This window comes from Streptomyces sp. NPDC025618 (assembly GCF_055558795.1).
This window is the reverse complement of record NZ_JBVHLW010000020.1, coordinates 20,451-34,812: the sequence shown is the minus strand read 5'-3', so window position 1 is coordinate 34,812 and position 14,362 is coordinate 20,451. Positions and strand designations below refer to the sequence as shown.

Annotated in this window: 7 protein-coding genes; 5 read left to right on the top strand and 2 right to left on the bottom strand. The window is 74.6% G+C overall.

Translation table 11 applies throughout. The annotated features are described in order from the left end of the window. The first annotated feature begins 243 nt into the window (after nt 1-243). From ACZ4A5_RS18400 to ACZ4A5_RS18380, 5 genes are all read left to right on the top strand, one after another. Complete coding sequence (locus ACZ4A5_RS18400) at nt 244-1,266, top strand: alcohol dehydrogenase catalytic domain-containing protein (RefSeq protein WP_467584543.1); 1,023 nt, start codon at nt 244-246, stop codon at nt 1,264-1,266. 458 nt (nt 1,267-1,724) lie between these two features. Further along, nucleotides 1,725-2,660 (top strand): alpha/beta fold hydrolase, encoded by a 936-nt coding sequence (locus tag ACZ4A5_RS18395; RefSeq protein ID WP_467584540.1) that lies wholly within the window; start codon nt 1,725-1,727, stop codon nt 2,658-2,660. 298 nt (nt 2,661-2,958) lie between these two features. Further along, entirely contained in the window at nt 2,959-9,006 is a 6,048-nt protein-coding gene (locus ACZ4A5_RS18390) for an SDR family NAD(P)-dependent oxidoreductase (RefSeq protein WP_467584538.1), read from the top strand. A gap of 14 nt (nt 9,007-9,020) precedes the next feature. Next, on the top strand, nt 9,021-11,195 hold the full coding sequence (locus ACZ4A5_RS18385; protein ID WP_467584535.1) for a 3-hydroxyacyl-ACP dehydratase: 2,175 nt from the start codon (nt 9,021-9,023) through the stop codon (nt 11,193-11,195). Then, on the top strand, nt 11,192-12,760 hold the full coding sequence (locus tag ACZ4A5_RS18380; RefSeq protein WP_467584532.1) for a PfaD family polyunsaturated fatty acid/polyketide biosynthesis protein: 1,569 nt from the start codon (nt 11,192-11,194) through the stop codon (nt 12,758-12,760). Before ACZ4A5_RS18385 ends, ACZ4A5_RS18380 begins: the two co-directional genes overlap by 4 nt. Nucleotides 12,761-12,772: 12 nt before the next feature. Here the strand turns inward: ACZ4A5_RS18380 and ACZ4A5_RS18375 are convergent, their stop codons facing one another. Both ACZ4A5_RS18375 and ACZ4A5_RS18370 read right to left on the bottom strand, forming a co-directional pair. Beyond that, nucleotides 12,773-13,510 carry an ABC transporter permease gene (locus ACZ4A5_RS18375; protein ID WP_467584529.1) on the bottom strand — a complete coding sequence of 246 codons (738 nt, stop codon included), beginning with the start codon at nt 13,508-13,510 and terminating at the stop codon, nt 12,773-12,775. Continuing rightward, complete coding sequence (locus tag ACZ4A5_RS18370) at nt 13,510-14,340, bottom strand: ABC transporter ATP-binding protein (RefSeq protein WP_467584526.1); 831 nt, start codon at nt 14,338-14,340, stop codon at nt 13,510-13,512. The genes ACZ4A5_RS18375 and ACZ4A5_RS18370 overlap by 1 nt, the downstream gene beginning before the upstream one ends. Nucleotides 14,341-14,362: the final 22 nt, after the last annotated feature.

Here is a 14,362-nt window from a genome sequence, read left to right as displayed (position 1 = left end):
GGTGCGCGATTCAGCCCGTCCGGCGATTGAGGACGCGGCCGCAAGGCCGCTCCCGCCGCAGGCGGCGAACCGGCCCGCAGCCGGGGGTCCGCGGCAGCCCCCACGCCACGGAGCCGCACAGCAGACGCAGCAGCCGGATAGGGGCGGGGTACCCACCCCGCCCCGCCCGGCGCGCGGGATCGGCCCGGAGCTGGTCTGCTGGTTCCCGGGGGCCGCCCTCGCGCCCACTCCGGAGAGATCCAGATGAGCACCTATCGCGTCGCCCAGGTCGCCGCCGCCGGTGAGCCGTTCGAGATCGTCGAGCGGGAGCTCCTCCGGCCGGGGCCGGGCCATGTGCGGGTGGCCGTGGACGCCTGCGGGATCTGCCACAGCGACGTCCTGTTCGTGCAGGCCATGGTGCCGGGCGTGCGGTTCCCGCTGGTCCCCGGGCACGAGGTCGCCGGGCGTATCGACGAGCTCGGCGAGGGTACGGAGGGGCCCTGGCGGGTGGGCGACCGGGTGGCGGTGGGCTGGTTCGGCGGGCACTGCGGCCACTGCGGTCCCTGCCGGCAGGGCGACTTCATCGTCTGCGAGAACCTGAAGGTCCCCGGATGGGCGTACGACGGGGGATACGCGGACGCCCTGATCGCACCGACGAACGCCCTGGCCCGTATCCCCGACACGCTGGCGGCCGCCGACGCGGCGCCCATGGCCTGCGCGGGCGTGACCACGTACAACGGGCTGCGGCGCAGCCCCGCCCGGCCGGGCGACCGGGTCGCCGTGCTCGGCCTCGGCGGCCTCGGCCACCTGGGCGTGCAGTACGCGGCCGCGATGGGCTTCGAGACCGTGGCCATCGCCCGTGGAGCGGGCAAGGCCGAGTTCGCCGCGCGGCTCGGCGCGCACCACTACATCGACAGCACGGCGGGCGCTCCCGTCTCCGAGGCCCTGCTGGCCCTCGGCGGCGCGAAGGTCGTCCTGGCCACGGCGGCCAGTGCCGACGCCATCGCGGCCACGGTGGACGGGCTCTCGCCCCGGGGCGAGCTCGTGGTCATCGGCGCGGACACCGAGCCGCTGGGCATCAGCCCGAACCAGCTGCTCATGGCGGGCAGGGTCGTCCGTGGCCACCCGTCCGGCACCGCGCAGGACGTGGAGGACACCATGATGTTCAGCGCCCGGCACGGGATCCGCCCGATGACCGAGCTCGTGCCGCTGGACCGGACGGCCGAGGCGTACGACAAGATGCTCTCCGGCGAAGCCCGGTTCCGGATGGTCCTCGCCGTGCGCTGACGCGGGCGCCCGGAACGGGCGGTCCGGCTCACCGCGAAGGCACGGCCCTCCGGAGAGTGGACCGGGCGGCGGTACCGGCCCGGTTCGTCTCCGAACCCGCCGAAGAGGCACCCGGCCCGCTCAGACCCCGGACGCGGTGCGGGCCGAGGCGCTCGCCAAGGTGCGGGGGACCTCCGGCCCCGCCACGTTGAGGCGACAGTCACGGGCGCACGAGGACCTGCCCGCCCCCCCGGGCCGCCCCGTCGCACGCCCCCATGCGCCGATCGCCCCCTTTACTCGAGTACGCCCGCTTCCCTACTCTGCGCACAACCCCTCTTATCGGTCCGCTCTCCCGGCTTCCTCCCGCATGACAGGCCGTCGTGACAGGCCGCACTGACAGGCCACGTCCCGTGTCTTCCTCGACCGGCCGTCGCATCGACAGGACGGGGACCTCCCATGCCGTGGCACCGGTGCGCATCATGAGTCCCGAGCCGCCGCTGTCCGCCGAACAGGCGCGGCGCTTTCCCGACTACCCCTTCCAGGGGCGCTGGTTCGACCACGGTGCCGCGCACCAGCACTACGTGGACGAGGGCGAGGGCAAGCCCGTGCTGATGGTGCACGGCAATCCCACCTGGAGCTATATGTGGCGCAGGCTCGTCCTCGGCCTGCGCGGGCGGTACCGCTGCATCGCCCCGGACCACCTGGGCATGGGCCTGTCGGACCGGGCCCGCGACCTGCCCGGCGCCCGGCTCGCCGAGAGCCGCGCGGCGGACCTGGGGCGGCTGGTCGAACACCTCGTCGCCGCGCGGCGGGCACCCGCCCGCGGCTGGACGCTCGTGGTGCACGACTGGGGCTGCCCCGTGGCCCTGTGGTGGGCCCATCTGCACCCGGGCGTCGTCGACCGTCTCGTCGTGCTGAACTCCGCGGCGTTCCCCTGGCCGCCCGGATACCGGCCGCCCCGCAGCCTGCTCGCCCTGCGGCAGCGGTCCGTGGGCCGCATCGCCCACGCCTCCAACGCCGTTGTCCACATGGCCCTGTCCGGGGGCGTGTGCCGGCCCTTGCCGCCCGCGGTGCGCGCCGCCTACGCCGCCCCGTACCGCAGGCAGCGCGACCGCTCGACGCTGGTGCGCGTCGCCCAGGACATTCCGCTGAGCCCTGCCGACCCCGGCTGGCCGCACGCCCAGCGCCTGGGCGAGGCCCTGCTGTGCTTCACCCAGGTGCCGGTGTTCCTGGGCTGGGGGATGCGTGATCCCCTCTACGACGACCTGGTCCTCGCGGAGTGGACGCGGCGTCTGCCGGGGGCCGCGCTGCACCTCTATCCGTACGCCGGGCACTATGTGCTGGAGGACATGGCCTGGCAATTGGTCGAGGACATCCGGGACTTCCTCGCGATCACCGATCACGGCCCGCGCTGAGCGCCCCGCCTGCCCTGCGGGCGGCTCGGGCAGTCGTGCGCCGCACGGGAGCGCCGGCGCTCTTTCCGGTCCAATCGAACTGTTTTCGCGGCGCGTTCCACGCGGGTGACGAATGTGCCGGTTGCCCCTTGTGCGCCCCGCCGGTGAATCCTCACCCGGGCCCGGTGCGGTTTGCGCGGGGTTGCGACAGTGAAGGTCACTTATGCGACAGCGACGCGGACACGCTCCGCCCGGAAGGGCGGACCGGAGGGGCCCGCCGCCGGGCTCCGCTCGCGCAACGATCGAGGTGACCGTGCAGATGGATGTCTCGGATTCCCACGACAACGACCGCCGCCTCGCCCGTGACCCCGTCGCGATCGTGGGCCTGGCGGGCAAGTTCCCCAAAGCGGCGGATGTCCGTGAGTTCTGGGACAACATCGTCACCGCGCGGGACTGCTCGGACGAGGTGCCGCGGAGCTGGTGGAGGCTCGACGACCACTACGACCCGGATCCGTTCGCCGAGGACAAGACGTACTGCCGGCGCGGCGGATTCCTGACGCCGGAGGTCTTCGACCCGGTGGAGTTCGCGATGCCGCCCAAGACGGTGGACTCCACCGGCCTGGTGCAACTGCTCGCCCTCGTCGTCGCCAAGGAGACCCTGCGCGACGCCGGCCAGGGAAGGGAGCGCTGGTACGACCCGGCCCGCACCGGAGTGGTCCTGGGCGTGTGCGGCTCCAACAGCACGCTGATCCCGCTCGCCGCCCGGCTGCTGGCGCCGGAGCTGATGAAGAGCATGATCGGCTGCGGGGTGCCGGAGGGGAAGGCCGCGGAGATCGTCCGGGTGAGCATGGCGGCCATGCCGCCGTGGACCGAGGACTCCTTCCCGGGCATTCTCGGCAACGTCGTCTCCGGGCGGATCGCCAACCGGCTGAACCTGGGCGCCGCCAACCACACCGTGGACGCCGCCTGCGCCAGCTCGCTCGCCGCGGTGCGGTCGGCCGTCGACGAACTCGTCAGCCGCCGCGCCGACCTGATGCTCACCGGTGGGTGCGACGCGGACAACTCGATCGTGTCGTTCATGTGCTTCAGCAAGACCCCGGCGCTCTCGCCGACCGGCCGTGCCCGGCCCTTCGACGTGGACGCGGACGGCACCCTGGTGGGCGAGGGCGTCGGCATGCTGGCCCTCAAGCGGCTCGCGGACGCCGAGCGCGACGGCGACCGCGTCTACGCGGTGCTCAAGGGACTCGGCAGCTCCAGCGACGGCAGCGCGCAGAGCATCTACGCCCCGTGCGGCGCGGGACAGCTGCGCGCCCTGCGCCGCGCCTACGAGGACGCCGACTGCCCACCGGCGTCGGTCGAGCTGGTCGAGGCGCACGGCACGGGCACCAAGGCGGGTGACGAGGTCGAGCTGTCCGCCCTCGACGAGCTCCTGTCACCCGCCGGGGAACACCCGCATGTGGCCGTCGGCAGCGTGAAGTCGCAGATCGGCCACACCAAGGCGGCGGCGGGCGCGGCCGGACTGATCAAGGCGGCGCTGGCGCTGCACCACAAGGTGCTGCCGCCCACGGCCAACGTGACCACCCCCCACCCGCGGACGACCAGCCCCGGCAGCGCCCTCTACGTCAGCACCACCGCCCGCCCCTGGGTCCTCGGTCCCTCCCGGACGGTACGCCGCGCCGGTGTGTCGGCCTTCGGCTTCGGCGGGGTCAACTACCACGCGGTCCTCGAAGAACACCCCGCCGGCGCGGAGCGACGGGAGACCGTGGCGCACCGCACGGCGCGCGCCTGTCTGTGGCACGCGCCGGACCCCCGCGAACTGCGGCGAATGCTGGAAGGCGGCGCCGCTCCCCAGCAGGGGCCGGTGCCGCCCGGGCACGTGCGCGTGGGCTTCGTCGACACCGGCCCGGAGCGGTACGAGCGACTGCTGGCCCTCGCCGTCGGCCGGCTGCGCGACAACGGGGGAGCGGAGAGCTGGAGCCATCCCTCCGGTGTGCACTACCGCGGCCGGCCCCTGGCACCGGAGGCCAAGGTGGGCGCGCTGTTCGCCGGCCAGGGCAGCCAGTACGTCGGCATGGGGCTGCGCGCCGCCCTCGCCGTACCCCCGGTGCGTGCCGCGTTCGACGCCGCCAACGCCCTCTTCCCGTACGACGACAGCCTGGCCGCGGCGGTCTTCCCGCCACCGGGCACCAGCGACGCGGCGACGCGCTGCGAACGGCTGCGCCGCACCGCGTACGCGCAGTCGGCCATCGGCGCCCTGTCCATGGGCCAGTACCGGTATCTGCGGGAGCTCGGGCTCGCCCCGGACGGGCTGCTCGGCCACAGCTTCGGGGAGCTGAGCGCGCTGTGGGCGGCCGGCGTCCTGGACGACGCCGCGTTCACCACCCTGGCACGCGCCCGCGGCCTGGCGATGGAACAGCCACCGGGCCAGGAGGCCGACCCCGGCGCGATGGCCGCGGTGCGCACCGGCCAGGACGTGCTGGCCGAGCTGCTGGCGGAGTTCCCTGAGCTCGTCGTGTGCAACCGCAACGCCCCGGACGAACATGTGGTGGGTGGGCCCACCGCGGCCGTACGGCGCTTCGCGGAGCGGTGTGCCGCGCGCGGCGCGCAGGCACGGGAGCTGTCCGTCGCCGCCGCCTTCCACACCTCCCATGTGCGGCACGCCGCGGAGGCGTTCGAGACGGCCTGCGCCCAGGCGGCCTTCTCCGCTCCGGTGACACATGTCTACGCCGACACCGCCGGCGCGGTCTACGGCGACGACGCGGAGGCCAACCGCTGCACCCTGGTCCGGCAGTTGCTCAGTCCGGTGGACTTCGCCGCCCGCGTGGAGGAGATGTACGCCGACGGCGTCCGCGTCTTCGTCGAGTTCGGCCCCGGCCGGACGCTGACCCAGCTGGTCGGCAGGGTCCTGGGCGGGCGTGAGGCGGAGGTGGTCGCCTGCGACGCGGGCGCCGGGTCCGACAGCGACGTGGCGCTGAAGCAGGCAGCGGTACGCCTGGCCGTCGCCGGGCTGCCGCTCACGGGGATCAACCGCTACGACGCCCCGCCGCCGCCCGAGCCCCGTACGCCCTCCAAGGCGGCCCGGTCCCTGGAAGGCCCGCTGTTCGCGGTGGAGAAGCGGCGCCCGGCGCACGAGAGGCTGCTCGCCGAGGCGGCGTCGGCCGCCGACCGGGCGACTCCCCGGAAGAACCGGGAACTTCCCGACGAGCGGAGCGATCCGCTCACCCGTGCCACGACGGAGTTCCTGACCGCGCACACCCGCTACCTCGACAACCAGGTCCGTACGGCCGAGCAGCTGACCGAGCTGCTGCGCGACGGCGCCTCCGACGGGCGCGTGGACGACTCGCTCGCGGCCGCGGTGAACGAGGTGACCGAGCTCAGCCTGGCGATGGGGCAAGCGCATGCCCGGGCCGGGGAAGTCGTCACCGAGCTGCTCCGGCTGCCCCAGGACCGGCCGGCCGGGGCCGCGGAGGCCGTCGGCCCGCCGCCGGAGCCGGACGCACCCGCGCGACTGCCGCATCAGGGCGGCCCGTCGGCACCCGAGCACGAGCCTGCGCCGGACAGGTCGGCGCTGGCGGAGCTGTGGGAAGCCCAGAAGAGCGGCCTGCTCGTGGATGCCCCCGCCCCGGTGGACATCAGTGAGGTCGACCTCGAGGAGCTGGAGCGGGAGTTCCGTGCCGTGATCGCCGAGAAGACCGGCTACGACCTCGACATGATCGAACCCGATATGTACATCCAGGCGGACCTGGGCATCGACTCCTTGAAACAGGTGGAGATCGGCGCGGAGATGTGGCACCGCTATCCGGTGATCGCGCGCAGCGAGCTGTACCGCTTCAGCGAGGCCAAGACCATCCGTGAACTGACCGAGCTGCTCCGTGAATCGCTCACCGACCCGAAGCCGCAGCTGCGGATCAGCGCCGGGGGAGGCCCCGCCCGGCTCACCTTCGTCACCCTCCGGGAGCTGCCCGCGGCCGATGTGCGCGACGGCGCCTACGCGGACCGGCCACGAGCCCTGCTCCTCGACGACGGGGGCGAACTGCCCGCCGTCCTGGCCGGGGCGCTGGCCGGTCAGGGCTGGGAGGTCCTCCGCCTGTGTCCGCCCGCGGCCGAGGGCGGTACGGACGTCCGGCAGCTGGAGGACCGGGCGGAGGAGACGGTCGCCGCACACCTCGCCGAACTCCTGGCCGGGAAGCCACGACTCGACCTGTGCGTGCTCCCGGTCAGCCGCGGCGACGCGGAAGCGGAGCAGGTCATCGCCCGTCTGCGCCACGCGGTCCTCGTGGCCAAGCATGTGCGCCCGGCCCTGGAGACGGCGACCGGGGCGGACAGCCGCGGCGGCCTGGTCACCGTCACCCGGCTCGACGGCGCGCTCGGCTACGCCGGGAGCGGCGGGGACACGGCGGCGGCCCTCGCCGGCGGGCTCGGTGGCCTCGTCAAGGCCGTGGCCCTGGAGGCGACGACGCTCTTCTGCCGCGCGCTGGACTTCGCACCGGAGCTGCCGGCCGACCGGCTCGGCTCGGCGTTCCTGGCCGAGATCGCGGACGTGGCCACCGGCCTGCGCGAGGTCGGCGTGGACGCCCGGGGACGCCGCGCGCCCGAGCTGTCCGCCACCCCCTGGGGCCCGTCCCCCGCCCCCGCGGAGGACGTGCGGCTCGCCGAGGACGACCTGCTGCTGGTCACCGGAGGCGCCCGCGGCATCACGGCCTGGTGCGTGGAGGCACTGGCCCGCGAACACCGCTGCGGCTATCTGCTGCTCGGCCGCACACGGCTGGCGGAGGAACCGGCCTGGGCCACCGGGATCGACAGCCCCGAGGAACTGCGCGCCACCCTGGAAGCACGAGCGCGCGAAGCGGGGGAGGACCCCGGCGCGGAACCCGTACGCACCCGCGTCGAGCGGACCGCCCGGCGGCTCCGGCAGCAGCGGGAGATCCGGGACCTGCTCGCCACGCTGCACTCCCGCGGCGTCGAAGCCCATTACGTGGCCGCGGACGTCCGCGACGCGGCGGCGGTGACCGCGGCCCTGGCACCCCACAGGGGACGCGTCACCGGCGTCCTGCACGGCGCCGGAGTCCTGCGCGACCGGCCGCTGGCGGAGGCGACCGCGGACTCGGTCGCCGCCGTGGTGGACACCAAACTCGCCGGCCTGCACCACGTGCTGGCCGCGCTCGACACGGCACGGCTGCGGCACCTGGTGCTCTTCTCCTCGGTCGCCGGCCTCTGGGGCAACCTGCGGCAGAGCGACTACGCCTTGGCCAACGAAGGGCTGAACCGCTTCGGCTGCGCCTTCCAGGCCGCCCACCCCGGATGCCGCGTCCTGCCCCTCACCTGGGGGCCCTGGACCGGGGGGATGGCGGCCGCCGTGCGACAGGTGTTCACCGACGCCGGGGTGCCGGTGCTCTCCCGCGAGGAGGGCGGCGCGCACTTCCGCGCCCTGATGGCACCGGACGGGGACCGCCGGGGAGTCGCCTCCGTCGGCCCGGCCACCCCCCTCTACGAGAGGATCGACGCACCCCCCGCCGCCGGAGTGACCGCGTACCGCGAGCTGACCGGGCTCGGGTCCGAGCCGGTGCTGTGCGACCACAGCTTCCGCGGCGTGCCGGTCCTGCCGATGACGGCCGCCGTGGGCTGGGCCGTGCACACCCTCGAAGCCGCCCACGGAGGCAGCCGGACGGTCCACGAGTGCCGCGACTTCCGCATCGCCCACGGACTCTCCTTCCCCGACGAGCGCCCCCGGCGCCGCTTCCGGGTGCGCCTGGCGCCCGAAGCCGGGCCGGGGCCGGCGAGCACCCACGTGACGGTCCACGACACCGGACCCGGCGAAAGGCTGCACTACGAGGGCACGTTCCTGCTGACCGACGAGACCGGCGAGGCACCCCGTACGGACCTGCCGCCGTTCACGCTCTCCGACGAGCCGCACCCCGGATACACCGACGGCCGCCTCTTCCACGGGCCGTCCCTGGCGGGACTGCGCAACGTCCTCGAAGAACGGCCGGGCCACCTCGTGGTGGCCGCGCGGATGCCCGACCCGGACCTGGCCAAGGGCGCCTACGCGGGACGGCTGTTCAGCCCGGCACTGGCCGACCTGCTGCTGCAGACCGCGCTCCTGGACCTGCTGGCACTCGGGGACGGCGACACCATCCCCGTCCCCGTGTCCGTCGGGCGGCTGGAGCTGTTCACCCCGCTCCCCGACGACGAGGCGTTCGTCATCACGGCCGACTTCGAGGACAACACCACGGAACTCCTCTCCCGGGGCACGCTCACGGCTTGCGCGCCCGACGGGCGGGTCCACCAACGGTGGAGCGACGTGCGCGCGTTGTGGCTCGACCCGGCCGTCCTCATCGGCGGGCTCTCCCCGCGCGGCCAGGACTGAGCGAGGGAGCGGCCGTGGACGAGCTCACCTTCGAGGGCGTACCCCTCCCGGAACCCGCCGCGGCCGGCACCGCCGGGGCCGAGGGGGCGAAAGCGCCCGCGGCGCTCGCGGTGCGCCTGGCCCGGTGCGTACAGCAGGCACACGCCTCCGTGCTCCAGGCCGTGCACGCCGTCACTGTCTGGCAGTTGGCGAAGGCCGGGACGTACGCCGCGACGCCACCGCCCCGGCTCCCGCCGGCCGCCCCCGGGGTCACCGATGTCCTGTACACCGCCGCGGCGCTCGGCACGGCCGGCGCGGACCCGGCCCGTACCAGCCTCACCGTGACCTGGCACCGCCGGCCCTCGCAGGTCGCCGCCGCTTTGCGCGTCCAGAGGCAGGGCGACCGGTGGGAAGTCCTCGCCGCGGACGAGGCCGTCGCCGATGTCGCTACCGCGCCGGGCGACCCGTGGCCGCGGCGCGAGCCGCCCCGCCACCCGCCCGAACCCCGGCCCCTGGCACGCACCACGGTGGACAGCCTGACCTCGGCCGGCCTGGACGCCCTCGCCGCGGGCGACTTCGCGGCCGTCCTCGGCCCCGCCTTCGACCAGCGGGACCAGCCGCCCGAAGCGCTTCCCGCCCCCTGGCCCGCCCGGACACTGGACTCCGTCACCACCATCGACCCCCGAGGCGGCCGCCACGCCCAGGGCTCCCTGCGCGCCACCGCGCGGCTGCCCACCGACGGACCACCGTGGCCGCACCTCCTCGCGATGGCCATGGAAGCCCTGCGCGTGTACGCCTTCCACCAGGGCCTCCACCTCTGCGTGCCCGGCGCGCGTCCGGATCCGCTGACCGGCCGCCCGGCCCTGGTCGAGATGTCCGGCGCCCCGGCCCCCGGTCCGGCCGCGCTGTGTCTGGACGTCGAGATCTCCGCGATCGGCATGCTGCCGCGGCCCCACGTGATCGCCGACTGCCACGTCGCCTCGGACGGCCGGCCGCTGGCCCGGCTGCGCGACGTGGGCCTCGCGCTCCACGAGAGGCCGGGAGTCGACCTGTTGGACCCCTGCCGGCGCAGCTACCGCAGGAGTGTGAACGGGCAGCGGGCCTGGGCCGACGAGCTGCACGCGGCCGCGTTCGCCGAAGGAGACCACAGCGAGATCCGGCTGCCCGGCACCGGCTCCCTGATCACCGCCCCGGTCCGCCCCCGGCTGCCCCGCGGCGACCTGCGCATGCTGGACCGTATCCAGCGGGTGGAAGGCGAGTGGGGCCGCTATCTGCCCGGCAGCGGCGGGACGAGCGAGTACGACGTGCCGGAAGACCCCTGGTACATACGGGAGAACGGCGGCACGATGCCGCAGCTGGCCCTCATGGAGATCGCGCTCCAGCCGGCGGGTCTGTTCAGCGGCACGCTCGGCGTCTCGGGCGCCTACCCCGACCGCGACCTGAGCTGCCGCAACCTCGACGGCACGGCCCGCCTGCTGCGCGAGACCGACCTGCGCGGCGCCACCGTCGAGCAGCAGGTCACCCTGCGTTCGCACGCCGGCCTCCCCGGCGGCATCATGCACCGCTACGACTTCGCCCTGCGCGCCGGGGGCGAGACCTTCTACACCGGTGAGGCGGTCCACGGCTTCCTCACCCCCGAACTGCTGGCCGAACAGCAGGGGCTCGACGGCGGTGCCCACGTCCCGCCGTGGCTCGACCGGCAGCCTGCACCCGTCGACGCGCACCGGCTGGACCTGCGCGCGGACGCCCGGCTGGGGCGCGGACGGCTGGCGTTCCTGGAGGACGTGACCCTCGTGCCCACAGGCGGTGAGCACGGCAACGGCTACGTCCTGTGCGCCAAGCCGGTGCGCCCCGACGACTGGTACTTCCACCACCACTTCTTCCGGGACCCGGTGATGCCGGGTTCCGCCGGAGTGCAGATGCTCTACCAGGCCGCGCACGCCTTCGCCCTGCACACCGGCCTGTTGGAGGGCCTGCCTCGGGCGCGCTGCTCCATCGCGGTCGGGGAGGAGCTGCGCTGGTCCTACCGCGGCCAGATCCTGCGCGAGCACCAACGGGTCCGCGGCGAAGTGCACATCCGCGAGGCCCGCCGCCAGGGCGAGCGGCTCCTCCTCCGGGCCGACGGCAGCGTCTGGCGCGACGGCCTGCGCATCTATCGGGTGGACAACATCGCACTCGACCTCAGGGAGAGCGGGGAGGGCGGCCGGTGACCCCGACGGATGTGCGGTATGGGCCGGACGGCGTCCACGAGGTGCTGGCCGACCTCGACCGCCCCTGCTACATCGTCAGCGGCGGCGGCCGGATCGGCGCCACCTCGCGGCAGCCCGCCCCGGGCGGCACCGTCACCGTCCTCGCGGCCGCCGCGCCCCAGCACCCCGCACAGCTCGGCTCCGCCGAGTTCCGCCGCCACCACGGGGTGCGCCACGCCTATATGGCCGGTTCGATGGCCGGCGGCATCTCCGGCGAGGACTTCGTCACCGCGCTGGCCCGCGCCGGACACCTGGCGTCCTTCGGCGCGGCCGGGCTGCCCGCGGACCGCGTCGACCAGGCGCTGCGGCGGCTGCGGCACACCCTCGGCGCGACCGGCACACCGTACGCCTGCAACCTCATCCACAATCCCCTGGTGCCCGCACAGGAACGCGACTGCGTCGACGCCTGCCTGCGCCACGACGTGCGCTGCGTCGAGGCGTCCGCGTTCGTCCAGCTGACGCCCGATCTCGTGCGCTACCGCCTCACCGGGCTGAGCCCCGACCGCACCACCGGGGTACGGGCCGGCCACCGGATCGTCGCCAAGATCTCTCGCCTGGAGACGGCGGAGCTGTTCCTGCGCCCGGCGCCCGACGACCTCACCGCCGGCCTCCTGGCCCGCCGTCTGATCACTCCCGAACAGGCCCGGCTGGCACGGTCGGTCCCCATGGCCGACGACCTCACCGTCGAGGCCGATTCCGGCGGGCACACCGACCGCCGCCCCCTGGCCGTCCTGCTGCCCGCCATCGTGCGCCTCCGCGACCAGCTGGCCCGCGGGCATCCGCCCGCCGGCCGGGTGCGGGTCGGCGCTGCGGGCGGCATCGGCACCCCCGAGGCGGTGGTCGCGGCGCTGACGCTGGGCGCCTCCTACGTCGTCACCGGCTCGGTCAACCAGGCGTCCACCGAGGCCGCGACCTCGGTGGAGGTGAAGAGGATGCTGGCCGCGGCGGGGCTGGCCGACTGCACGATGGCGCCCGCCGCCGACCTGTTCGAGCAGGGCGTGACCGTGCAGGTCCTCGCCCGGGGCACGATGTTCGCCACCCACGCCGACCGTCTCTACCGCACCTACCGCGCCTACGACGGCCTGGAGGACCTGCCGCCCGCCGAGCGCGACCACCTGGAGCGGCACGTGCTGCGCCGCCCGCTGGAGCTGGTCTGGCACGACACCGCCGACTACCTCAAGGCCCACCACCCGCAAGGGCATCAGCGGGCCCAGCGGGACGCCAAGTACCGCATGGCGATGGTCTTCCGCTGGTACCTCGCCATGGCATCGCGCTGGGCCGTCGCGGGGGAGGCCGAGCACCGCCGGCACTTCCAGATCTGGTGCGGCCCGGCCATGGGCGCGTTCAACGCCTGGACCGCGGGCAGCGAACTGGGCGATCCCGCGAAGCGCCACGCGGCCACCGTCGCCGGCCACCTGCTGCGCGGCGCGGCCTTCCACAGCCGCGTGACCCAACTGCGCCTGGCCGGCGTGCGCCTGCCCGCCGCCTGCGCCACCTACCGCCTCCCTCCGGCCCCGCCGCACTGACCGGCGCGCGGCTCAGGCCGTGCGGCGGCGGAGGGTGGCGGCCCCGAGCGCGAGGACGAGGAGGGCGCAGCCGGAGACGACGGCGATGTCGCGGACGAAGCCGGCGGTGAGCGCGGTGTGGTGGACGACCTGGTCCATGGCGTCGACCGCGTAGGACATCGGCAGGACGTCGGAGACGGCCGACAGCACCGGCTGCATCGTGCCGCGCGGGGCGAAGAGCCCGCACAGCAGCAGCTGGGGCAGGATCACGGCCGGCATGAACTGCACCGCCTGGAACTCGGTGGCGGCGAAGGCCGAGACGAAGAGGCCGAGGGCCGTGCCGAGCAGCGCGTCGAGCAGGGCGACCAGGAGCAGCAGCCAGGGGGACCCGGTGACGTCCAGGCCGAGCAGCCACACCGAGAGGGCGGTGGCGAGCGCGGACTGCAGGACGGAGAGCAGGCCGAAGGCGAGGGCGTAGCCGCCGATGAGGTCGCCCTTGCCGAGCGGCATGGCGAGCAGGCGTTCCAGCGTGCCGGAGGTGCGCTCGCGCAGGGTGGCGATCGAGGTCACCAGGAACATCGTGATCAGCGGGAAGATGCCGAGCAGGGAGGCGCCGGTGGAGTCGAAGACCCCGGGGTCGGCGTCGAAGACGTACCGCAGCAGGGCGATCAGCACGCACGGGACGACGAGCAGCAGCACCACGGTGCGCGGGTCGTGGCGCAGCTGACGCAGTACGCGGGTGGCGGTGGCCAGGGTCCGGGAAGCGTTCATCAGGCGCTCTCCTCACGGGAGTCGGCAGACGGCTCGCGGGACGCGCTCCGGGCCCGCGCCTCGTCGACGAGGCGGAGGAAGGCGTCCTCGACGGTCGCCGAGCGCGTACGGGCCCGGAGCGCGTCCGGTGACGCGTCGGCGAGGATCCGCCCCTCCCGCATGAGCAGCAGCCTCCGGCAGCGCTCGGCCTCGTCCATGACGTGGGAGGAGACGAGGAGGGTGACGCCGCGCTCCGCGAGGCGGCCGAAGAGGGCCCACAGGTCGCGGCGCAGGACGGGGTCCAGGCCGACGGTCGGCTCGTCCAGGACGAGGAGTTCGGGCGTGCCGAGCAGGGCGACCGCGAGGGAGACCCGGGTGCGCTGGCCGCCGGAGAGGCGGCCGGCGAGGGCGTCGGCGTGCCCGGTGAGACCGACGTCCTCGATGACGCGCGTGACATTGTCGCGGCGCCCCCGGGCGGCGGGGCGGCCGGGGGTGAGGACCGTGGCGAAGTAGTCGAGATTCTGCCGGACCGTCAAGTCGTCGTAGACGGACGGGTCCTGCGTGACGTATCCGACGCGGGAGCGCAGGGACGCGCTGCCGGCCGGTCGGCCGAGGACCGTGAGGGTGCCGGTCACCTTGGCCTGGGTGCCGACGACGGAGCGCATGAGGGTGGACTTGCCGCAGCCGGACGGCCCGAGGAGTCCGGTGACCTGGCCGCGGGCGATGTCGAAGTCGAGGCCGTCCAGTACGGTCCGGGAGCCGCGGACGACGGTCAGCCCCCGGGCCAGGACGGCCGGGCCGACGGCGTCCGGGGGCGCCTGGCCCGGGGCGGGACCCTGCGTATTCGCCATACGTTGAATAATGCTCCTGTGT

Coding starts and splice junctions, on each gene's coding strand:
- ACZ4A5_RS18375 (WP_467584529.1), bottom strand. CDS start 13,510: ATGAACGCTTCCCGGACCCTGGCCACCGCCACCCGCGTACTGCGTCAG.
- ACZ4A5_RS18370 (WP_467584526.1), bottom strand. CDS start 14,340: ATGGCGAATACGCAGGGTCCCGCCCCGGGCCAGGCGCCCCCGGACGCC.
- ACZ4A5_RS18390 (WP_467584538.1), top strand. CDS start 2,959: ATGGATGTCTCGGATTCCCACGACAACGACCGCCGCCTCGCCCGTGAC.
- ACZ4A5_RS18395 (WP_467584540.1), top strand. CDS start 1,725: ATGAGTCCCGAGCCGCCGCTGTCCGCCGAACAGGCGCGGCGCTTTCCC.
- ACZ4A5_RS18400 (WP_467584543.1), top strand. CDS start 244: ATGAGCACCTATCGCGTCGCCCAGGTCGCCGCCGCCGGTGAGCCGTTC.